At 61.8% G+C, this 20,199-nt stretch carries 19 protein-coding genes; 9 read left to right on the forward strand and 10 right to left on the reverse strand.

Annotation, left to right across the window (positions count from 1 at the left end):
• Positions 1-23: 23 nt before the first annotated feature.
• On the reverse strand, positions 24-824 hold the full coding sequence (locus tag J2X42_RS11225) for a TIM barrel protein (protein ID WP_310165107.1): 801 nt from the start codon (positions 822-824) through the stop codon (positions 24-26).
• A gap of 187 nt (positions 825-1,011) precedes the next feature.
• Here J2X42_RS11225 and J2X42_RS11230 point away from each other — a divergent pair, with 187 nt between their 5' ends.
• The 4 genes from J2X42_RS11230 (at position 1,012) to J2X42_RS11245 (ending at position 4,548) form a co-directional block, all read left to right on the forward strand.
• Positions 1,012-2,298: an MFS transporter gene (locus J2X42_RS11230; protein ID WP_310165109.1), complete on the forward strand. Its 1,287-nt coding sequence runs from the start codon at positions 1,012-1,014 to the stop codon at positions 2,296-2,298.
• Complete coding sequence (locus J2X42_RS11235) at positions 2,258-2,635, forward strand: metalloregulator ArsR/SmtB family transcription factor (RefSeq protein ID WP_310165110.1); 378 nt, start codon at positions 2,258-2,260, stop codon at positions 2,633-2,635. Before J2X42_RS11230 ends, J2X42_RS11235 begins: the two co-directional genes overlap by 41 nt.
• A 221-nt stretch (positions 2,636-2,856) precedes the next feature.
• Positions 2,857-3,255 carry a cupin domain-containing protein gene (locus J2X42_RS11240; protein WP_310165111.1) on the forward strand — a complete coding sequence of 133 codons (399 nt, stop codon included), beginning with the start codon at positions 2,857-2,859 and terminating at the stop codon, positions 3,253-3,255.
• 948 nt (positions 3,256-4,203) lie between these two features.
• Positions 4,204-4,548, forward strand: a complete 345-nt coding sequence (locus J2X42_RS11245; RefSeq protein ID WP_310165113.1) for a cupin domain-containing protein — start codon at positions 4,204-4,206, stop codon at positions 4,546-4,548.
• An 85-nt stretch (positions 4,549-4,633) separates the two neighbouring features.
• Here J2X42_RS11245 and J2X42_RS11250 read toward each other — a convergent pair whose 3' ends face one another.
• The 9 genes from J2X42_RS11250 to J2X42_RS11290 all read right to left on the reverse strand — a co-directional run bounded on the left by J2X42_RS11250 (position 4,634) and on the right by J2X42_RS11290 (position 14,255).
• A complete protein-coding gene (locus J2X42_RS11250) occupies positions 4,634-5,338 on the reverse strand; it encodes a GntR family transcriptional regulator (RefSeq protein WP_310165114.1) in 705 nt (234 codons plus the stop codon).
• A 123-nt stretch (positions 5,339-5,461) separates the two neighbouring features.
• Positions 5,462-6,595 carry an N-methyl-L-tryptophan oxidase gene (solA, locus tag J2X42_RS11255; RefSeq protein WP_310165116.1) on the reverse strand — a complete coding sequence of 378 codons (1,134 nt, stop codon included), beginning with the start codon at positions 6,593-6,595 and terminating at the stop codon, positions 5,462-5,464.
• Between the two features lie 349 nt (positions 6,596-6,944).
• Entirely contained in the window at positions 6,945-7,637 is a 693-nt protein-coding gene (locus tag J2X42_RS11260) for a GntR family transcriptional regulator (RefSeq protein WP_310165118.1), read from the reverse strand.
• A gap of 36 nt (positions 7,638-7,673) precedes the next feature.
• A complete protein-coding gene (locus tag J2X42_RS11265; protein WP_310165119.1) occupies positions 7,674-9,128 on the reverse strand; it encodes an NAD-dependent succinate-semialdehyde dehydrogenase in 1,455 nt (484 codons plus the stop codon).
• A 29-nt stretch (positions 9,129-9,157) separates the two neighbouring features.
• Complete coding sequence (locus J2X42_RS11270) at positions 9,158-10,411, reverse strand: aspartate aminotransferase family protein (RefSeq protein WP_310165122.1); 1,254 nt, start codon at positions 10,409-10,411, stop codon at positions 9,158-9,160.
• A gap of 77 nt (positions 10,412-10,488) precedes the next feature.
• Positions 10,489-11,622: an N-methyl-L-tryptophan oxidase gene (gene solA / locus J2X42_RS11275; RefSeq protein ID WP_310165124.1), complete on the reverse strand. Its 1,134-nt coding sequence runs from the start codon at positions 11,620-11,622 to the stop codon at positions 10,489-10,491.
• A 2-nt stretch (positions 11,623-11,624) separates the two neighbouring features.
• Positions 11,625-12,392, reverse strand: a complete 768-nt coding sequence (locus J2X42_RS11280; RefSeq protein WP_310165126.1) for an amino acid ABC transporter ATP-binding protein — start codon at positions 12,390-12,392, stop codon at positions 11,625-11,627.
• Positions 12,389-13,285, reverse strand: a complete 897-nt coding sequence (locus J2X42_RS11285; protein ID WP_310165127.1) for an amino acid ABC transporter permease — start codon at positions 13,283-13,285, stop codon at positions 12,389-12,391. The genes J2X42_RS11280 and J2X42_RS11285 overlap by 4 nt, the downstream gene beginning before the upstream one ends.
• A 46-nt stretch (positions 13,286-13,331) precedes the next feature.
• The gene (locus J2X42_RS11290; protein ID WP_310165129.1) at positions 13,332-14,255 is read right to left on the reverse strand and encodes an ABC transporter substrate-binding protein; all 924 of its coding nucleotides are present in this window, start codon (positions 14,253-14,255) and stop codon (positions 13,332-13,334) included.
• A gap of 336 nt (positions 14,256-14,591) precedes the next feature.
• Between J2X42_RS11290 and J2X42_RS11295 the strand changes: the two genes are divergently transcribed.
• From J2X42_RS11295 to J2X42_RS11315, 5 genes are read left to right on the forward strand one after another with little or no spacing between them, the layout of a single operon-like run.
• Positions 14,592-15,266 (forward strand): haloacid dehalogenase type II, encoded by a 675-nt coding sequence (locus J2X42_RS11295; protein WP_310165131.1) that lies wholly within the window; start codon positions 14,592-14,594, stop codon positions 15,264-15,266.
• Between the two features lie 25 nt (positions 15,267-15,291).
• Positions 15,292-16,569 carry an FAD-binding oxidoreductase gene (locus J2X42_RS11300; protein WP_310165134.1) on the forward strand — a complete coding sequence of 426 codons (1,278 nt, stop codon included), beginning with the start codon at positions 15,292-15,294 and terminating at the stop codon, positions 16,567-16,569.
• Positions 16,570-16,587: 18 nt separating this feature from the next.
• Positions 16,588-18,132 carry an aldehyde dehydrogenase family protein gene (locus J2X42_RS11305; protein ID WP_310165136.1) on the forward strand — a complete coding sequence of 515 codons (1,545 nt, stop codon included), beginning with the start codon at positions 16,588-16,590 and terminating at the stop codon, positions 18,130-18,132.
• Positions 18,129-19,199 carry a tartrate dehydrogenase gene (locus tag J2X42_RS11310; protein ID WP_310165138.1) on the forward strand — a complete coding sequence of 357 codons (1,071 nt, stop codon included), beginning with the start codon at positions 18,129-18,131 and terminating at the stop codon, positions 19,197-19,199. Before J2X42_RS11305 ends, J2X42_RS11310 begins: the two co-directional genes overlap by 4 nt.
• Positions 19,196-20,197: a D-2-hydroxyacid dehydrogenase gene (locus tag J2X42_RS11315; protein WP_310165140.1), complete on the forward strand. Its 1,002-nt coding sequence runs from the start codon at positions 19,196-19,198 to the stop codon at positions 20,195-20,197. The genes J2X42_RS11310 and J2X42_RS11315 overlap by 4 nt, the downstream gene beginning before the upstream one ends.
• Positions 20,198-20,199: the final 2 nt, after the last annotated feature.

The following is a 20,199-nucleotide window of genomic DNA, read 5'->3' on the forward strand; positions in this document are numbered from 1 at the left end:
GTGATTGGGGAAGCCGGTGGGGACTACTGGCTGACGCGCTGCCGGATGGCCCAGCTGAAGGCCGTTTCCTGCGGTTCCTTGTACTCGAGGCCGATGTAGCCCTCGTAGCCGAGTTCGCGGCTGCGGGCGATCCACTCGCCGAGGGGAAGCTCGCCGGTTCCGGGAGCCCCGCGGCCGGGGTTGTCCGCGATCTGGATGTGGCCGAAGTCCTTGGCGTGGTTTTCGATGACGGCGGCGACGTCGTCCCCGTTGACTGCCAGGTGGTAGAAGTCCGCGAGAAGCTTGACGTTGTCGACGCCGGACTCCGCCTTGACTCGGGCGATCACCCTGAGTGCGTCGTCGGCGGTGAGGAGCGGGTACCTGGGTGCGCCGCTGACCGGTTCGAGGAGGACGGTGCCGCCGATGCGCGCGACTCCGGCAGCCGCCGTCGCAAGGTTTTCGGCGCCGATGGCGTCCTGCTTCTCGGCTGATTCGCCGTCGATCCGGTTGCCGTAGAGGGCGTTGAAGGCCTTGCAGCCGAGGCGCTCGCCGATACCGGCAACAACGTCGATGTTGTCCTGGAATTCGGTGGAGCGTGCGGGCCAGGAGACCAGGCCGCGGTCTCCGCCGGGCATGTTGCCGGCGTTGAAGTTCAGGCCAGTGAGCTGAACGCCGGCGTCCTTGATGGCGTTCTCGAATCCGGTGACCTGGGCGTCGGTGGGGACGGAGCTTTCGAAGGGCCACCAGAACTCGACGGCGTCAAAGCCGGCTGCCTTCGCGGCTGCGGGGCGCTCGAGCAACGGCAGCTCCGTCAGGAGGATGGAGCAGTTCACTGTGTACGTCATCGTAGGTCCTTCCGGGGAGGGGCTTTGATCTATGTTCCCGCCTGCTTCGCTCTGTCGAGTTTCCGCTTTGTGGAATTTAGATTCTGCTTTATGAAAAGTGTAGGGAAGTGAGGGTGGGTGAGTCAAGGGGGGGGCGGGGTCGTAGAATAGGTGCATATACGCGCACGCATGCACTTGAGGGGTATCGATGTTGTCGGTTCTGAAGAACGTGACGTACCGGCGGTTGTTCGCCGCCCAGGCCGTGGCCCTGGTCGGCACCGGCCTTCTGACGGTGGCGCTGGGACTCCTGGCTTACGATCTGGCCGGCAGCAACGCCGGCGCGGTGCTCGGTACCGCGCTCACGATCAAGATGCTGGCCTATGTGGGCTTGGCCCCGGTGATCAACGCCGTGGTCACGCGGTGGCCAAAGAAAAGGGTCCTGGTCGGGGCGGACCTGATCCGGGCAGCCATGGCACTGTCCCTGCCGTTCATTACTGACGTCTGGCAGATCTACGTGGTGATCTTCCTGCTTCAGTCTGCGTCAGCGACGTTCACCCCGGCGTTCCAGTCGCTGATCCCGACCATCGTGACCCGGGAGAAGGATTACACCCGGGCGCTGTCGCTGTCCCGGCTGGCTTATGACCTGGAAGCGCTGGTCAGCCCGGCGGTGGCAGCCCTGCTGCTGACGGCGCTCAGCTACAACAGCCTCTTCCTCGGCACCGTTGGCGGGTTCCTGTTCTCGGCGCTGATGGTCGCGGTCACCGTCCTGCCAAAGGTTCCGGCGGCGGACGGCCCGCAGGCCCCGCTATGGCATCGGACCACCCTGGGTGCGAGGATTTTCTGGCGGAACCGCCGGTTGCGCTCCCTGTTTGCCTTGAACCTGGTGGTGGCCGCGCCGACGGCTTTGGTGCTGGTCAACACCGTGGTCTATGTCCGTGACATCCTGCGGCGGCCGGACACAGACCTGGCCCTTGCACTGGCCTGTTTCGGCGTCGGATCGATGCTTGTGGCGTTGTCGGCTCCGCGGGTCCTGGACCGGTTCGGGGACCGGGCTGTGATGCTGACCGGCGCCGCCGTCATTCCGATGGTGCTGGCTGGCGCGGCGGCGCTCACACTGCTCGGTGCCCCGGGTGCGAGCTGGTGGCTGCTGCTGGGTTTGTGGTTCCTGCTGGGCGCCGCGAACTCCACGATTCTTACGCCGTCGTCCCGGCTGCTGCGGGACGCATCAACCGAGGAGACACGGCCGTATGTGTTTACGGCCCAGTTCTCCCTCTCGCATGCCTGTTACATCCTGACCTATCCGCTGGCCGGGTGGGTCGGGGCCGTGGCCGGTTTGGGCTGGGCGGCCGCGGCGTTGACAATTATTGCGATGATAGGAAGCGCAGGCGCGTTCCTGTCCTGGCCACGGCACCACGCCGGAGCAGCCTTGGAACCGTCGGAGAAGGAGCAGAGCCTTGAGCGTCCAGCCCGGCACCCCAGCGGTCCCCGCGCCTGACGAGCCTTCGCTGGTCCATCCGGTCACACCGGGCCCGGAACTGCTGGAAACTGCTGCCGGAACGCTGCGGATGCTCGCCGAACCGACCCGTCTGCATCTGCTCTGGCAGCTCGCCGAAGGCCCCAGGACGGTCACGGAACTCACCGCTGCGGCCGGGGTGCCCCGGACTGTGGCGAGCCAGCACTTGGCCAAGCTCCGGCTCAGCGGCCTGGTGGACACCCGCAAGGACGGCCGTCACGTCATCTACTCCCTGCATGACGGGCACCTTGTCCGGCTCATCCGCGAGACGTTCAACCACGCCGACCACCGGATCACCGGCGAACCCGCCCACGACTGATCAGGGCAGCACCGGCCGGTTAGCAGAACCCATTGACTTCAGGTGCCACAGGGATACCTTTAGAGATACACCAGCAGGGGTCTGCTGGTTGAGTGTGCGCCGGGGCTAGAAGCGCACGCGACTCCTTGGTCTCCGCATAACTTCACCGCACGTCGGTATCCGAACCCATTGTCTGGTTCGCCGCCAGGCACCCCACAAATAGATCCGTAGGCAGTGTCCTCATGACCGCAAATTTCATCAGAGCCTTGGCAGTTAAGTCCTTTGATATTCCGGACAGGAAGCGGTGCCCGGACAAGGCGGAGTTCGACCTTGTCACCGTTGACGACTACTCCGTTGCCCGGCTGATCCTCGCGCCGGGCTGGCGGTGGTCCGAGTCCGCGAAGCCCGCCGAGCTGACCGAGTACTGCGAACACAACCACCTCGGTTACTGCATATCCGGGCGGATGGAGATTGAAACGCCCGACGGCGTCCGCTCCACGATCCACGCGAACGACACCTATGCACTCCCGCCCGGGCATGACGAGTGGGTGGTGGGGGACGAGCCGTTCATCGCCATCGAATTCCTGGGCGCCGCTTCGTTTGGCCGCCCCCGCAGCCACGGGATGCATGCGCTCATTTAGGTCTCGTCTCACCTAACGCAACTGTCCGCTGTTCCGCTCGGTGCGGCAGCCGACGGTTGCGACTGGGCTGCCGCGCGGGGCAGGGGCTGTACCTTAGCCCGCCGAACCTCCCCTGCTGCGAGCAAGGGCTTTGAGGTCCCTGGAAACTGCTTCACGCCGATCGGCTCGTGTATCCGGCCTTCCATTCTGCGGGAGTTTCGGCGCGGGGTCACCGTGAGAAGACATGACAGGGGCGCGGGAACGGCCTGTTTGCTGCTCAGAATCTGAAGTAGGGAGAGGGTCGTGGAAGACCAAGTCCGGTGCTCTCCGTGACTGAGCGGCGGGCGGCAGCCGCTCAGGACCCCTGGACACCCTGGACGCTGGCGTAGTCACGGGAACGCCGCGAGCTGAACATGAACGGCGACGAGGATGGAACCCACGGCGAAGATTCCGGCGCAGATCCGTGCCAGCCCTTTCCTACCGGGCATGGACGGTGTCAGAAATCAATAAGTCGCAGTCGTCCTCAATGTGGAACAGCCGACGATCACCGATTTCGTCTATCACCCAAATCGTTCGACCATCTTCAGTCCGGTCATCAACCAAACCCTTGTGGCATTCCACCCCTCGTTGGCTAAGGGTAACGGCGTCTCCGCGTTGGAGGGACGCCCACGTAGATACACGACGGCTTTGCAACATTCCTAGTGCCTTTCTGGTTGGTATTGGAATCTGGCTACCCGATATCCGTGCAGATTCCTGCCGGGGCCGACCGGTCCGTGTTCTTGACTCCCTAGGCCATGGGAACCCGCCGGGACCTCAACTGACTCGGATACAGATGCGAAATTTACTGCTGAAAGTCTATCGTCGATTGTTGACAATCGCTAGAATGAGAACCGTGCCATTCCAACGAAGGCGGGCACGTCAATTCAGGGCGCAGCCCACGAAGGAGTAACTATGGTCAAGGCGACCGTCATGAGTGATGCAAGAACCGAGAACCCGGGAGAACACAAATTCAAGGAGACCTCGACCACCCCCGGGCAGACCGAAGTGTCCTTGCGTCTCTGGGCCAGGGAGGACCTGAAGACGGGTATCTGGGAGGTAACTCCGGGAACGTTCAAGAGCACCCGGCCCGGCTACGACGAGATTTGCCAGATTCTGAGTGGGTCCGCCACCATCACCGAACCGGACGGCAGCAGCTTTGATATCGGTCCGGGTTCCTTGTTCGTTACGCCAGCAGGCTGGGAGGGCAGTTGGACCATCCACGAAACGCTCCGGAAGATGTGGGTCGTAAAGGACACTCCGGTGGAGATCAACTGATCGTCTAAGCCGCAAGAGCCCCGGCAGCAACTGCTGCCGGGGCTCTTGCTCCGCCGAAGCCGGCCGATACTGACGTCCTTCGATGCTATGACTGCAGTCTTTTGGTGACTGCCTCGTCTTCCCTTGCTGCAGTGAGATCTTCGACGGCTTTTTGCATGTGGCGTTTGATGGCTTTGTGGAGTCCTTCCCTGTCGCCTGCCTCCAGCAGATCCAGGAGGTTCTGGTGTTCCTGGACCAGGTCGTCTATTCGGGGGTAGGCGACGGCAAGGTTGAGAATACACATCCTCGATTCGGCTGCGAGGGTCTTGTAGATCCGGATCAGGCGTGTGTTGCGTGCCCCGGCCACGAAGGAGGTGTGGAATTGCATATCCAACCGTGCAATGGCCTGCCAGTCTGACACCGCAACCTGCTTCGCCATGTCACTGATGACGGTCTTTAGGATCCGGCAGGTGTCCTTAACCTGTTCCTGGCCCCCATCCAGCAGCGCGTCTGCTGCGGTTGATTCCACAGCCTCACGGACCGCATAGATTTCCCTGACGTCATCGGCTGAAAGCTCCAGGACGAAGACACCACGATTACGCCGGCTGACCAGGATCCCCTCCTGGGACAACCGCTGCAACGCCTCACGGACAGGGCCCCTGGATGTGCGCAACTGGCTTGCCAGGACAGATTCATTGATCTGCTCTCCCGGACGAAAGATCCCCTGGACAATTTGTTCCCGCAGCTGATCGGCGATCAGCTGCGCCGTGGGTCTTCCCTCCAGAACAAAGAGTCCTTCCGGTGCCGCCATCGATTTTCCCTCACTTCACTCGTGGGCGTAATGCTTTCCATAGACAGTATTGGACTCGTGCACCCTTGTAGACCACATCGGGCACGAGGTTTTGTCGAAGTCAGCTTTCCTGGGACGGTCGCTTCAAATGATCTTGAAGCGTTGGGGTCGCAGGAACTTCAGCCGGTCGAAGATTCGTTTGCCCAATGCCTCGTTCGCGGCGATCTCGCCGAAGCCGGTGGCATTTTTGAACCCGCCTCCGGAGAAGCCGGTGGCGCAGTAGATCCTGCTCCCTTCGCTCAGCTGGCCGAGCAGGGGGTGCCCGTCGGTGGTGTAGAGCTCGGGAAATGCGTCCGACCGGACGATGTTGGGGAAGAGGCCGGGGAAGAATTCCGTGACGGTTTCGGTGGTTTCCTGGATCTCAGCGGCCGTAAGGTCCCTGGGGACGGAATCGGCGCTGGCCGTGGGTGCACCCCTGCCATCCAACGTGGCCTTCACGGTGACGCCATCGACGCTTGGCGCTCCGTACATGGAGCGGTCCCCGGAGATCCGGATGAAGACGGGGAATTTCTCGGGGGCGAACTCTGCTGCGTCCCGGGCGACGAACCAGGTCAGGTAGCACCGGTAAGTCTCCGTTTGCCCTTTGAGATAGTCGGGCATGAGGCGTTGGGACCAGCCGCCGGAGGAGACGATGACGTTTTCGAAGGTCCAGGTCTTGTCGCCGGAGGTGATGAGGACGCCGTCATTCGTTTCGGTGATGCTGTCGATCGGGGTGTTTGTGTGGACTGTTGCGCCGTTGGCTTCCGCGGCCGCGACGGCTGCCGTGACGGCACGGTCGGTGCGCAGTGCGCCGGCGTGGGGGTCGTAGACGGCGATGTCGTCGGTGCGGAGGTTGTGCTGCGGGTAGCGTTCGGCCATCTCTTCGCGGCTGAGGATTTCGTGGTCTGCACCGTTGATCCTGGTGGTTTCCAGGAGCTTGGAGAGGTAGGGGCCGTCCTTGGTTCCGATGGACAGTCCGCCGCAGCGGGTGAGGATGTTCTGCCCGGTTTCGGCTTCGAGTTCGGCCCAGAGCGTGCGGGAGCGTTGAAGGATGGGGTAGTAGTCGGGGACACCGCGGTAGAGCATGCGGAAGAGACGGGTGTCGCCGCCGGTTGCGCTGCGGGCGTGGGCGGGTGCGTGGGCTTCGAAGCCGGTGACGGAGTCCGTGAGGCGCGAGGCCTGCCAGAGGGCCATGCTTCCGATGCTGCCCAGGCCGATGACGGCCAGTTTTCCGTCCATGCTCAGAGCACCTGTTCCAGGAAGGCCCGCAAGGAATTGCCTGCGCCCACGGTAACCAATCCTGCCGCAGCAGTCCGGGCTGTGATTATCGTCTTCATGGGTGCCTCCCTCAACGTTCCGGCCCGGCTCCCAGCTGAAACGGGCAGTGGTCGCGGGTAAGGGTCAATGCCGAGTCTTACCTTCAATGCAACCACTCTCGTCGCGGATCGTCGACAATTTACAGAAATTTTCCTTGCTCTGCTCGCCATACGCCGTCCAGCTCTATACATCTGGGACGTTGGGGGTGGAAAAGAGAAGGCCAGATCCGATGGACCTGGCCTTCTCTTTTTGAATGGTGCCGGAGGAGATTTCAGGCGATGATTTCCTTGTCTCCCCTTGCTGCTGTGAGGTCCTCAACGGCCTTTTGCATGTGCTGTGTGATGGCTTTGTGGAGTTCTTCCCTGTCGCCTTTCTCCAGCAGGTCGAGGATGTTTTGGTGTTCCTGGACCAGGTCGTCTATTCGGGGGTAGGCGACGGCAAGGTTGAGAATACACATCCTCGATTCGGCTGCGAGGGTTTCGTAGATCCGGATCAGGCGTGTGTTGCCGGCGCCGGCCACGAAGGAGGTGTGGAATTGCATATCCAGCGGTGCAATGGCCTGCCAGTCTGACACCGCAACCTGCTTCGCCATGTCACTGATGACGGTCCTTAGGATCCGGCAAGTGTCCTTGACCTGTTCCTGGCCGCCATCCAGCAGCGCGTCTGCTGCGGTTGATTCCACAGCCTCACGGACCGCATAGATTTCCCTGACGTCATCGGCTGAAAGCTCCAGGACGAAGACACCACGATTACGCCGGCTGACCAGGATCCCCTCCTGGGACAACCGCTGCAACGCCTCACGGACAGGGCCCCTGGATGTGCGCAACTGGCTTGCCAGGACAGATTCATTGATCTGCTCTCCCGGACGAAAGATCCCCTGGACAATTTGTTCCCGCAGCTGATCGGCGATCAGCTGCGCCGTGGGTCTTCCCTCCAGAACAAAGAGTCCTTCCGGTGCCGCCATCGATCTCCCCCTCGTCTCGCTCGTATTACATGTTCTCTAGATTGCTATTGCGGTGTATTTGGTCTCAAGGAATTCTTCGATGCCAATCTTGCCGCCTTCGCGCCCCAGCCCGGACTGCTTGACGCCGCCGAACGGTGCTGCAGGGTTGGAGACAAGGCCGGTGTTCAGCCCAACCATGCCTACTTCCAGTTCTGCGGAGAAGCGAAGTGCCTTGTCCATGTTCTCAGTAAAGACGTAGCCAACGAGGCCCCACTCGGTGTCGTTGGCAATGCGCAAGACTTCATCCTCGCTGTCGAATGGCGTGATGGCCGCAACCGGACCGAAAATCTCCGTAGTCATCAAGTCCGAGTTCAGTGGAACGTCCGTCAGCACGGTGGGGGTGTAGAAGTATCCACGACCCTCCGGACGGCTTCCACCCGTCAGGACTCGTGCACCCTTGGCGACAGCATCGGCCACCAGGCTCTCGACCTTGTCCAGGCCCTTCTGTTCGATCAGGGGACCGACCTCGGTTCCCTCCACGGCGCCGTTCCCTATCTGTAGTTCTGACATCTTCTTCGAGAACTTTTCGGCGAATTCCTCCACGACTGACCGGTGCACAAAGAACCGGTTGGCGGCGGTGCAGGCTTCGCCCATGTTCCGCATTTTGGCCTTCATGGCTCCACCGACAGCCTTCTCAATGTCTGCATCGGCGAGAACGATGAAAGGTGCATTCCCGCCTAGTTCCATGGAGGAGCGCATGACATTATCGGCCGCCTGGCGCAGAAGAATCTTGCCTACCTCGGTGGACCCGGTGAAGCTGATCTTGCGTGCGATGCCGCTGCTCGTCCAGTTCTCCACCACGCTGGCTGCGTTGGAGGTCGTAACGACGTTCAGTACCCCGTCAGGTAGGCCTGCCTGCTTGAAGATGTCCACGAGGGCCAGGGATGTCAGCGGCGTCAGCTCGGCAGGCTTGAACACCATGGTGCAGCCCGCAGCCACGGCGGGGGCGATCTTTCGTGCCCCCATTGCCAGCGGGAAGTTCCACGGGGTGACCAGCACGGAGGGGCCAACAGCTTCCTTGGTGATCAGGATCCGGGTGTTGCCATCAACGGATGTGGTGTGGTCTCCGCCAATGCGGACGGCTTCTTCGGAGAACCAGCGGAGCATTTCGGCGCCGTAGGCTACTTCGCCTCGTGCCTCGGCCAGGGGCTTGCCCATCTCTGCGGTCATGATTGCCGCCAGCCGGTCGGTGTTGGCTATCACCAGCTCAAAGGCGCGGCGCAGGATGTCGGCCCGCTCCCGGGGAGTGGACTTGCTCCAGCCAGCCTGGGCACGCCCGGCTGCCTTGATGGCCAAGGCTGCATCTTCCGGCCCGCCATCGGCCACGTGGGCGATGACTTCGTTGGTGGCCGGGTTTTCAACGGAGAACGTTGCACCATTGCTGGCCTTCTGCCAAGCGCCATCTATGAAGAGGTCGGTGTAGAGGGTGCTGGGGTCAAATGAAGTGCTCATGTCACGCTTTCAATGATTGAAGGGAACGATTAGGAAGTGGCCGTCTTCAGCGCCTGGGTGAACCTGGCCAGGCCGGCCTGGATCTCGTCGCTGGTGACGTTGAGCGCCGGGATGATGCGGACGACGTTGCCATACGGCCCGCAGGTGAGAAGTAGAAGTTCTTCCTTGACTGCGGCCTGCTGGACGGCCAGCGCCGTAGCGGGATCAGGGGTGCTGTCCGCAGACGAGAATTCGACGCCTTGCATGAGGCCGCGGCCCCGTACGTTTCCGATTCCCGCGAATTCTGTCTTGAGCTTGTCAAGTCCTGTCCGCAGCTCATCGCCCCGAACCAGCGCGTTCTCTACCAGGTTCTCGCGCTCGATGACGCCCAGGGTTGCGACGCCGGCCGCGGCTGCTACGGCGTTTCCACCGTAGGTGCCGCCCTGGGAGCCCGGCCATGCCTTGCTCATCAGTTCAGTGGAGGCTGCGATGGCCGAGATGGGGAAGCCGCTGGCGAGTCCCTTCGCTGTGATGACCACGTCGGGTGTGATCCCTGCCCAATCGTGGCCCCAGAACTTTCCGGTCCGCCCAACGCCGGCCTGGACTTCATCCAGGATGAGCACAATACCGTGCCGGTCAGCGCGTTCCCGCAGACCCTGCAGGAAGCCAAGAGGAGTGGGAATGTAACCGCCGTCGCCCAGGACAGGTTCAATGATGAAACCCGCAGTGTCTGCGGGGCTGCTGATGCTCAGGAGGAGGTGGTCCAGTTCCTTCAGGGCGAAGTTGACTGCAGTTTCCTCATCCCAGCCGTACCGGTAGGCGTGCGGGAAAGGTGCAATGTGTACTCCACCCATAAGGGGGGAGAATCCAGAGCGGAACTTCGTGCCGGCCGTGGTGAGCGAAGCAGCCCCCACCGTCCTGCCGTGGAAGCCGCCGTGGAACGAGATGATGTTGGGCCTCCCCGTGGCCATACGTGCGAGGCGTACGGAAGCTTCCACTGCCTCGGAACCGGTCGTGGCGTAAAAGACGCTGTCCAGCCCCGAGGGCAGGAACTCACCCAGTTTTTCGGTGAGCTCAAGCAAAGGCTTGTGCATCACGGTGGTGTACTGGGCATGGATTATCTGACCCACCTGCTCGCGTGCTGCCGCTACGACGTCGGGGTGGCAGTGACCCGTGCTGGTGACTCCGATTCCAGTGGTGAAATCGAGGTACTTCTTGCCGTCGGTGGCGTGGATCCAGCTGCCAAGAGCGTGGTCGACGACGACTGGAGTGGCCTGCTTGAGGAGGGGACTGAGAGTTGCCATGGGCTCATACTTTCTTAGGATCTGTAGATTGTCAACAATAGGCGATGTTGAGGGAATCTGACTTGTCGGTGCCTGCGTCAAACCTTTTTGAAGCGTTGGGGGCGCGCGAAATCGAGGCCGTCGAAGGTGCGTTTGCCCAATGCCTCGTTCGCGGCGATCTCGCCGAAGCCGGTGGCATTTTTGAACCCGCCTCCGGAGAAGCCGGTGGCGCAGTAGATCCTGCTCCCTTCGCTCAGCTGGCCGAGCAGGGGGTGCCCGTCGGTGGTGTAGAGCTCGGGAAATGCGTCCGCCCGGACGATGTTGGGGAAGAGGCCGGGGAAGAATTCCGTGACGGTTTCGGTGGTCTCGGCAATTTCTGCTCGCGTGAGTTCCCTGGGCACTGAATCCGCGAAGGGCGTTCCTGCCCCACGATCGTCCAACGTGGCCTTCACGGTGACGCCATCGACGCTTGGCGCTCCGTACATGGAGCGGTCCCCGGAGATTCGGATGAAGACGGGGAATTTCTCGGGGGCGAACTCTGCTGCGTCCCGGGCGACGAACCAGGTCAGGTAGCACCGGTAAGTCTCCGTTTGCCCTTTGAGATAGTCGGGCATGAGGCGTTGGGACCAGCCGCCGGAGGAGACGATGACGTTTTCGAAGGTCCAGGTCTTGTCGCCGGAGGTGATGAGGACGCCGTCATTCGTTTCGGTGATGCTGTCGATCGGGGTGTTTGTGTGGACTGTTGCGCCGTTGGCTTCCGCGGCCGCGACGGCTGCCGTGACGGCACGGTCGGTGCGCAGTGCGCCGGCGTGGGGGTCGTAGACGGCGATGTCGTCGGTGCGGAGGTTGTGCTGCGGGTAGCGTTCGGCCATCTCTTCGCGGCTGAGGATTTCGTGGTCTGCACCGTTGATCCTGGTGGTTTTCAGGAGCTTGGAGAGGTAGGGGCCGTCCTTGGTTCCGATGGACAGTCCGCCGCAGCGGGTGAGGATGTTCTGCCCGGTTTCGGCTTCGAGTTCGGCCCAGAGCGTGCGGGAGCGTTGAAGGATGGGGTAGTAGTCGGGGACACCGCGGTAGAGCATGCGGAAGAGACGGGTGTCGCCGCCGGTTGCGCTGCGGGCGTGGGCGGGTGCGTGGGCTTCGAAGCCGGTGACGGAGTCCGTGAGGCGCGAGGCCTGCCAGAGGGCCATGCTTCCGATGCTGCCCAGGCCGATGACGGCCAGTTTTCCGTCCATGCTCAGAGCACCTGTTCCAGGAAGGCCTGGGTGCGGGCTTCTTTGGGGTTGGACAGAACCTCGCGGGCGTCGCCGCGCTCCACGATGTAGCCGTCGTCCATAAAGACCAGGGTGTCGGCGACTTCGCGGGCGAAGCCCATTTCGTGCGTGACGACGACCATGGTCATGCCCTTCTTGGCGAGTTGCTTCATGACGGCGAGGACTTCTCCAACTTTTTCGGGGTCAAGGGCGGAGGTGGGTTCATCGAAGAGCATGATCTCGGGGTCCATGGCCAGGGACCGGGCGATCGCGACGCGCTGTTGCTGTCCGCCGGAGAGCTGGGCCGGGTAGTAGTCCCCGAATCCGGCCAGGCCGACGCTGGCGAGCAGCTCATGGGCCTGTTTGATGGCTTGTTTCTTGTCCTGGCCTTTGACCAGGACGGGTCCGGACATAATGTTTTCATTCGCTGTCATGTTCGGGAAGAGGTTGAACTGCTGGAAGACCATGCCCACCCTGGTGCGTTGTTCGGCGAGTTTCTTGGGCGGCAGGGCGTGGTAGGCGGTGTCGGTTTCGTAGTAGCCGAAGTCTTCGCCGTTGACTTTCAGGACCCCCGAATCGACGGTTTCCAGGCCGTTGATGCAGCGCAGGACAGTGGACTTTCCGGAGCCGCTGGGTCCGATGATGCAGCAGATTTCACCGCTGGCGATGTCCAGGTCGATGTCTTTCAGGACTGTTTTGGGTCCGAACGACTTTCGGATTTTGAGGGCAACAATCGTTCCGTCAGTACTCATCGGGCAATACCTTCCGGGTCTGTCAGCACAACGGGTTTCGCCTTCCGGGGAAGCCTTGAGGTCGCGCGGGAGTATTTCTGTTCCAGCTTGGACTGCGGGTAGCTCAGCAGCAGGGTCATCACCAGGTACCAGAGGCTGGCCACGATCAGCAGCGGGATGGTCTCGTAGGTGCGGGCGTAGATCAGTTGGGCGCTTTGGAGCAGTTCAGCGACGCCCAGGACGCTGACCAGGGAGGTTTCCTTGAACATGCCGATGACCTGGTTGCCGGTGGCCGGGATGATTGAGGGCATCGCCTGGGGGATGATGACTTTGCGCATCTTCACGGATGCGCTCATGCCCAGCGAGTCCGCGGCTTCGAGTTGTCCCTTGCCGACGGCGGAGAACCCGCCGCGGATGATTTCGGCCATGTACGCGGCCTCGTTAAGGGTCAGGCCGATCAGGGCCGCGGTGATCGGGCCCATCAGGGCGTTCACGTCCACTGCCGTGCTGATGTCCGTGAAGGGGATCCCGATGGTCAGATTCGGGTAGAGGGCGGCGATGTTGAACCAGAAAATCAGCTGAACCAGGACCGGGGTGCCGCGGAACAATGTGATGTAGACCCCGGCCGCGGCCGCAATAGGCTTGACGCTCGATGATCGCATGATCGCAAGCCCCAGCCCCAGGAGCGTTCCCAGGACCATGCTGGCGATCGTGAGGAAGATCGTGAGCATCAAACCCCGCAGGATTGACTGGTGGGTGAAGTACTTCGCGACCACTTCCCACTTGAAGTTTGGGTTCGTCGCAACGGAGACAAGGATGCCCAGGCCGACCAGGGTGCAGACGACCCATGCGACGTATTCAAAGGTGCTCCTGCGACGAAGGCGCGGCTTGAGCGCCGGATCCATACCTTTCATCGGTTTGCTTCTTTCAATGATGGTTTGCTCCATGGGAGTACCTCTCCTAGTTGAGCTTGGCGTCCGTGATGGCACCTGATTCGAGACCCCAGTTCGAGAGGGACTTCTTGTACTCCGGGCTGTTCAGTACTGACTGGACGGCGGCTTGAAGAGCCGGGGTCAGGGCCGAGCCCTTCTTGAGGCCGACCGCTGTGATGTCGCTGGAGCCGACGTTGACCTGGGGGGTCAGGATGGTGAACGCGTTCGGCTGCTGCTTCTCGGCCCACGCGAGGGAGGTGGTGTCGTAGAAGACGCCGTCGATCCGCTTTGACGCCAGCTGGGTCAGCGCCTCCTGGACGTTGGGCAACGTCACGGCGTTGATCGCCGGCTGTCCCTTCGAAGTGCAGGTCTGCTCGTCGAGGGCAGGGAGGCGCTTCAGCTGGCCCGTCGAGCCTGCTGTGACGGCGATGTTCTTACCGCACAGGCTCTCGTTGGTGAGTTTCAACGGATTTCCCGCACTCACAGCCACCGAGTTGCCTGCTTTGAAGTAGTCGATCATGTCCAGGACCTTCAGTCGCTCGGCCGTAGCGGACATGGTGGTGATGGTTAAGTCGTAGCGGCCGCCGTCGATGCCAGGAATGATCGTGTCAAACTTGGTGTTCTCGAACTTCAGCTTCAGGCCCAGCTTCTTTGCAACCAAGCGGGCGATATCAGGGTTCAAGCCGATCGGTGTCGTGTCGTCCTCGGCAAGGAACGTCGTCGGGGGATAGTGCAGGTCCATGGCAACCGTCAGTTCGCCCTTGTCCTTATAGGACGCCGGCAAGAGGCTGACTGCCTTTTCGTCAGGCTGGACACTCTCAGAGATGTCGGCCGTGTTCGATGTCTTGCTCGTCTCTGTCGAGTCGCTGCCGGCAGTTCCACCGCAGGCGCTTAGCGCGAGCAACACAGCAAGTCCCGCAGATGCAGTCTGCGCCTTTGTTCGAATCTTCATGGTGTTTCCTTCGAGGGGGTTGGTCACTAAGGGGAAGCTTTTTTGCTTGCAATGTGATCCGGATCTCTCCGTCATCTAATGCAATGCAACCCCCTCAACAGTAGATTGTCAACAATTTACAGCATGTTTTTTTCAAGAGGCATCGGCATGAGAACCGTTCTGATCAAAGCCTCCAAAACTGTTGACAATTTACAATTTGGACGCTTAGAGTCGAATCATCGGGGCAGGAACCTTCCAGCCTGCCGGGCACGGTTCCCATCTCACGGCGCTCCTCCCAAACCCCAATACGCAAGGAAGGGCTACCCCCTTCCACTTCCTGAAAGAACGGAACAGAACATGGCGGATACGAACTTCCGGCCGAAGTACATCTCTTTTGATATCTACGGCACGCTCATTAACTTCGACATTGATCCCACCACGCGCCGCCTGCTTGATGGCCGCATCTCTGAAGAGCAGTGGCCGACCTTCAAGAAGCAGTTCCGCGGGTACCGGTTCGACGAGGTACTTGGCGACTACAAGCCCTACGAGGCGATCCTTCAGGATTCCTTTGACCGGGTGTGCAAGCGCTGGGGCATCGGGCCGACCGAAGGCGCTGGAGCAGCGTTCGCTGAGGCTGTACGCGGCTGGGTTGCCCACGAAGACGTGCCGGCTCCGCTGAAGCTCATGGGCGACAACTACCAGCTGGTGGCTCTGTCCAACGCGGACACCAGCTTCCTGGACATCAGCATTCCCAAGCTCGGCGCAGACTTCCACGCCGTTTACACTGCTGAGCAGGCCCAGGCCTACAAGCCGCGCTACCAGGCGTTTGAGTACATGCTCGACACGCTGAACGCCAAGCCGGAGGACTTCCTGCACGTCTCCTCGCACACGCGCTACGACATGCATCCGATGCACGACATGGGCTTCCGGAACCTCTGGATGCTGGACCGTGGCTATGACCCCATCACCGAGGGCTACGACCTCAACTCTGTTAAGTCCCTGGACGAGCTCAACAAGCACCTCGGTCTCTAACCGACTTCGAGGCGAAAGGTCAACCGTGAAACTCATTCCATACTGGCTGGACACAGCCCAAGCATCCGGAGACTACCGGCAGACGCCGGTACCCGAAAACGTCGATGTGGCAATTATCGGCGCCGGATTTACGGGGCTTTCCGCGGCCCTGGAATTTGCCAAGCAAGGTGCCAGCGTTGCCGTCTTCGAACGCCACACCGTAGGGTGGGGCGCATCGGGCCGTAACGGGGGAATGGCTACTACCGGGTTGGCCATCAGCTTCAGCACCGCGGTCAAGCGCTACGGCGCCACACGGGCCGTGGAGATGTTCCAGGAATACAACGACGCCATCGACACCATCGAGAAGCTGGTGCATGACAACGCCATCGACTGCGACTACAAGCGTTTTGGGAAGCTCTCGCTGGCCTTCCACAAGTCCCACTATGAGGGCTTCCTGAGGTCGCAGGAGAAGCTGGCCACACTGGCCGACCACCATGTCACCGTGATCCCGAAGTCCGAGATCCACAGTGAAATCGGCACGGACTTCTACCAGGGAGCGATGGTTGACCCGCTCGGGGCAGGTCTGCATGTAGGAAAGTTCGTGCATGGCCTGGCCGAGGTGGCTGTTGCCGCCGGAGCGGATATTTGCGAGAACGCGGCAGTGACCGAGCTGAAAAAGGTTTCCGGCACCGTGCACGACGTGCACACCACCCGAGGCATCACCAGGGCCAAGCAGGTCCTGGTCGCCAGCAGCGGCTACACCGGCAACATCACCCCGTGGCTGCAGCGCAGGGTCATTCCGGTGGGCAGCTTCATCATTGTGACTGACCCGCTGCCCGAAGACGTGGTCAACCGGATCCTGCCCAACCGCCGCCAGGCATCGGACAGCAAGATGCTGACCTACTACTTCCGGATCACCCCGGACAACAGGCTCCTCTTCGGCGGCCGCGCCCGTTTCGCACTGTCCAGCCCGGACTCGGACGTCAAGAGCGCCGAGATCCTGCGCAAGGCCATGCTCGAGCTCTTCCCCTACCTGTCCAACGCCAAGGTGGACTACATCTGGGGCGGCCTGGTGGACCTTTCCATGGACCAAATGGTCCACGCCGGCGTCCACGACGGACTCTACTACTCCCTCTGCTACAGCGGACACGGAGTGCAAATGGCAGCCCACATGGGCAAGAGAATGGCCCACTACATGGCCGGGGACAAGTCAGCTAACGTCTGGGAGGACCTGAAGAACCCGCCAGTCCCGGGCCACTTCGGCCCGCCCTGGTTCCTGCCCTTTATCGGCGCAGCCGCAAAAATCATCGACCGGGTCAAATAGGCGGGATAAGGGTTTCAGATGCTTTCATCAACGACCGCGGCTCAAACGCGCCCGAAAACAGTTGCGGAAACCGGTTATGGCCGGGCAAACGTGGCCAACCTTCCCGGCGGTGCCTTTTTCGAAGGCCAGTGGCAAACCACCGACATGACCCTGGAAATACGGGATCCTGAAGATGGCATCCTGCTCGGCCGGGTCTGCATCTCCACACCCCAGGACGTGCGGCGCGCGACCGCGCACATTCATCGCCACCTCCAGGTTGACGAATGGCCGGTACGTTCACGCCGCGAGGCGCTGGACAAGGCCGTGCAGCTCCTCGGCGAACAGTCGACGCGGTTCTCAAAGATCATTGCCGCCGAAAGCAGCAAGACGATCGTCGAGGCCGAGCGTGAGGTACGGCGTTGCATGGAAACCCTGAGGCTTTCCGCCGCCGCTGCGTCCGAGCTCACGGGGGAGACTCTGGGCTTTGACGACAGCATGGCCGGCGGAACCAAGATCGGCTGGTACAGCCGTAAGCCGGTGGGGATCGTCGCGGCCATCACGCCGTTCAACGATCCACTGAACCTGGTGGCACACAAGCTGGGCCCGGCCCTCATCGGAGGCAACGGCGTCGTACTTAAGCCTTCCGGCCGCACCCCGCTGTCCGGGCTGGCACTGGTCCAGCTGCTCCTTGAAGCGGGTGTTCCGTCGGGACGTCTTGCAGCGATCGTCTCCGGCCCGGGCGTTTCCGAAGCGCTGGTGACGGACCCGCAAGTGGATCTGATCTCCTTCACCGGAGGTCCCCAGACCGCGGACCGCATTGCCGCCGCGGCAGGTGCGAAGAAGATCATCTCCGAACTCGGCGGAAACAACGCCACCATTGTCTGCCCGGACGCTGACGCCATACAGGCAGCCAAGGCGATTGTGGCCGGAGCATTCGGCGTTGCGGGCCAGAACTGCCTGTCCGTGCAGCGCGTGTACGTCCATATCTCGCTCTTCGAACAGGTCCTCGAACACGTCATCGCCGGCACCCAGGCACTCAGGACCGGGTCCAAGCTCGACCGGAACACCGACGTCGGGCCCCTCATTTCGGAGGAAGAGGCCCGGAGGGTCGAGGAATGGGTGGAGGAGGCGAAGGCTGCCGGGGCCACCGTACACACCGGAGGCAAACGCAGGAGCGCCTACTACGAACCCACAGTCCTGACCGACGTGCCCTCGGAATGCCGGGTGATCCGGGAGGAAGTGTTCGGGCCAGTGGTCAGCATCCTGCCGTTCATCGAAGCCCAGGACGCCATTTTTGCAGCCAACAGTTCCGAATACGGTCTCCAGGCGGGTGTCTTCACACAATCCATCGACCTTGCGATGGCCATCGCCGACCGGCTGCACGTTGGTGCCGTTGTCATCAATGAGACCAGCGACGTCCGCATTGACTCAATGCCGTTCGGCGGATTCAAGAAGTCGGGCGTAGGCCGCGAAGGTGTGAAATACGCCGTGCTGGAAATGACTGAACCGAAGAGCACCATCATCAACCTCGGAGAGCCGCCCCGCCGGAAACAACGGGGCCCGCTGACAGAACGGACACCATGAGCAGGCACAGCATCGCAGTCATCGCAGGGGACGGCATCGGGAATGAAGTTGTTCCCGCTGCAATCGAATGCCTCGAGCGGATCGCAGGGATCCATTCCCTGAACCTTGCGTTCACCTACTTCGACTGGGGCTCGGACTACTACGCCAAGCACGGCAGGATGATGCCCGTCGACGGGCTGGAACAGCTGGCCAGGCATGACGCGATCTTCCTGGGCGCAGTCGGCTCGCCAGAGGTTCCGGATGCGGAATCGTTGTGGGGATTGCTGATTCCCATCCGCCGGGAATTCCAGCAATACATCAACCTCCGCCCGGTCAAAACGCTCGACGGCGTTGCGTCGCCTCTTGCGGCCAAGCATCCGATCGATCTCCTCATTGTCCGGGAAAACAACGAAGGCGAATATTCGGAGGTCGGCGGCCGGATGTACCGGGGGCTGCCGCAGGAGAGCGCGGTGCAGGAAACCATCTTCACCCGGTTGGGAGTTTCGCGGGCAGCACACTACGCCGCCCGCCTCGCGGCGACCCGGCGGGGATTGCTGACTTCTGCCACTAAGAGCAACGGCATCGTGCACACCATGCCCTTCTGGGACGAAGTCGTTTCCGAAACGGTTCGCGAATACCCCGGCGTAGCGCTGACCAGCGAGCTCGTTGACGCGCTTGCCGCGCATCTGGTCCTGAAACCCTGGACTTTCGATGTCATTGTGGCGTCCAACCTGTTCGGTGACATCCTTTCGGATCTTGGCAGCTCTGTCACCGGTTCCATCGGGTTGGCACCAAGCGCCAACCTGAACCCCGAGGGGGATTTCCCGTCCCTCTTTGAGCCGGTCCATGGCTCTGCGCCGGATATTGCAGGCAAAGGCCTGGCAAACCCGGTGGGCCAGATCTGGTCCGGTGCCATGATGCTTGAGCACCTTGGCCACTCCGAGGCAGCCGGTCACCTTCGGCTGGCCTTTGAGGCCGCGCTTCGGCACGGTCATGGAACCCGCGACGTCGGCGGAACCTCGTCGACGTCGGAATTCACGGCCGCCGTCCTGACCGCCATTGACGCGCTTGCTCCCGTAACGGCATGACGAGCATCGCTGCCGGAGCTAAGCGCCCTGTCGTCGCGGCCCTGTATCGGGAGGCGCTGCCTCCCCGTCTTGCTGAGATCGAGAAGCTTGCAGATGTCCGGCTGACCAAGGCTGACGGTCTGGCAGAGGCGATGGACGGCGCGGACGTGCTGTACCAGTGGCACTCCTTCTCGCCGGCTTTGCGGGAGAACTGGAGTGCCGCGTCAACACTGAAGTGGGTCCATGTTTCTGCGGCGGGAGTCAGTCAGCTCCTGTTTGATGAACTGATCGGCAGCAACGTTGTTTACACCAACTCCCGCGGAGTGCTCAGCAGGGCTATCGCGGAGTTTGCCCTCGGTTTTGTCCTCGACATGGCGAAGGACGCGCAGGGTTCGTTCAGGCTCCAGCAGCAGCAACGCTGGCAGCACCGGGTTACCCGCAAGATCCAGGGCCAACGCGCCTTGGTGGTCGGCACCGGGTCCATTGGACGTGAAATCGCCCGTCTCTTCCGCGCCGTGGGCATGGAAGTCGACGGTGCGGGAAGGACAAGCCGGCCCGTGGACGCTGATTTTGGGCAGATCCATTCCTCCGGTGACCTGGCCGGGACCGTCCGTAACTACGACTACCTGGTCCTCGCAGCGCCGCTGACGACCGACACCACGGGACTGGTCGGCGCCGAAGTCCTCGCAGCAATGAAGCCGTCCGCCCGGCTGATCAACGTGGGACGCGGTGAACTGGTGGATACTCTCGCACTGACCGGGGCGTTGGCGTCGGGTTCCATTGCCGGGGCGGCCCTGGACGTTGCCCATCCCGAGCCCTTGCCCGAAGGACACCCCCTCTGGCGCATGGACAACGTCATCATCACCCCCCACATGAGCGGCGACACCGAAGACTACCTCGATGACCTCGGCAAGCTGTTTGTGGACAACCTGAAACGGTACTGCAACGGCGAACTACTGGAAAACATCGTGGACAAGGCTCTTGGATTCGTCCCGACTCCTGAGCCCTCGCCTACCTGAAG

The organism is Arthrobacter sp. BE255 (assembly GCF_031457335.1).
Taxonomy (GTDB): domain Bacteria; phylum Actinomycetota; class Actinomycetes; order Actinomycetales; family Micrococcaceae; genus Arthrobacter.

Bases quoted from the DNA above. Each gene is read 5' to 3' on its own strand.
- J2X42_RS11240 (WP_310165111.1), top strand. From the start codon at position 2,857: ATGACCGCAAATTTCATCAGAGCCTTGGCAGTTAAGTCCTTTGATATT.
- J2X42_RS11290 (WP_310165129.1), bottom strand. From the start codon at position 14,255: ATGAAGATTCGAACAAAGGCGCAGACTGCATCTGCGGGACTTGCTGTG.
- J2X42_RS11285 (WP_310165127.1), bottom strand. From the start codon at position 13,285: ATGAAAGGTATGGATCCGGCGCTCAAGCCGCGCCTTCGTCGCAGGAGC.
- J2X42_RS11230 (WP_310165109.1), top strand. From the start codon at position 1,012: ATGTTGTCGGTTCTGAAGAACGTGACGTACCGGCGGTTGTTCGCCGCC.
- J2X42_RS11250 (WP_310165114.1), bottom strand. From the start codon at position 5,338: ATGGCGGCACCGGAAGGACTCTTTGTTCTGGAGGGAAGACCCACGGCG.
- J2X42_RS11295 (WP_310165131.1), top strand. From the start codon at position 14,592: ATGGCGGATACGAACTTCCGGCCGAAGTACATCTCTTTTGATATCTAC.
- solA (WP_310165124.1), bottom strand. From the start codon at position 11,622: ATGGACGGAAAACTGGCCGTCATCGGCCTGGGCAGCATCGGAAGCATG.
- J2X42_RS11270 (WP_310165122.1), bottom strand. From the start codon at position 10,411: ATGGCAACTCTCAGTCCCCTCCTCAAGCAGGCCACTCCAGTCGTCGTC.
- J2X42_RS11315 (WP_310165140.1), top strand. From the start codon at position 19,196: ATGACGAGCATCGCTGCCGGAGCTAAGCGCCCTGTCGTCGCGGCCCTG.
- J2X42_RS11310 (WP_310165138.1), top strand. From the start codon at position 18,129: ATGAGCAGGCACAGCATCGCAGTCATCGCAGGGGACGGCATCGGGAAT.
- J2X42_RS11280 (WP_310165126.1), bottom strand. From the start codon at position 12,392: ATGAGTACTGACGGAACGATTGTTGCCCTCAAAATCCGAAAGTCGTTC.
- J2X42_RS11305 (WP_310165136.1), top strand. From the start codon at position 16,588: ATGCTTTCATCAACGACCGCGGCTCAAACGCGCCCGAAAACAGTTGCG.
- J2X42_RS11225 (WP_310165107.1), bottom strand. From the start codon at position 824: ATGACGTACACAGTGAACTGCTCCATCCTCCTGACGGAGCTGCCGTTG.
- solA (WP_310165116.1), bottom strand. From the start codon at position 6,595: ATGGACGGAAAACTGGCCGTCATCGGCCTGGGCAGCATCGGAAGCATG.
- J2X42_RS11265 (WP_310165119.1), bottom strand. From the start codon at position 9,128: ATGAGCACTTCATTTGACCCCAGCACCCTCTACACCGACCTCTTCATA.
- J2X42_RS11260 (WP_310165118.1), bottom strand. From the start codon at position 7,637: ATGGCGGCACCGGAAGGACTCTTTGTTCTGGAGGGAAGACCCACGGCG.
- J2X42_RS11245 (WP_310165113.1), top strand. From the start codon at position 4,204: ATGAGTGATGCAAGAACCGAGAACCCGGGAGAACACAAATTCAAGGAG.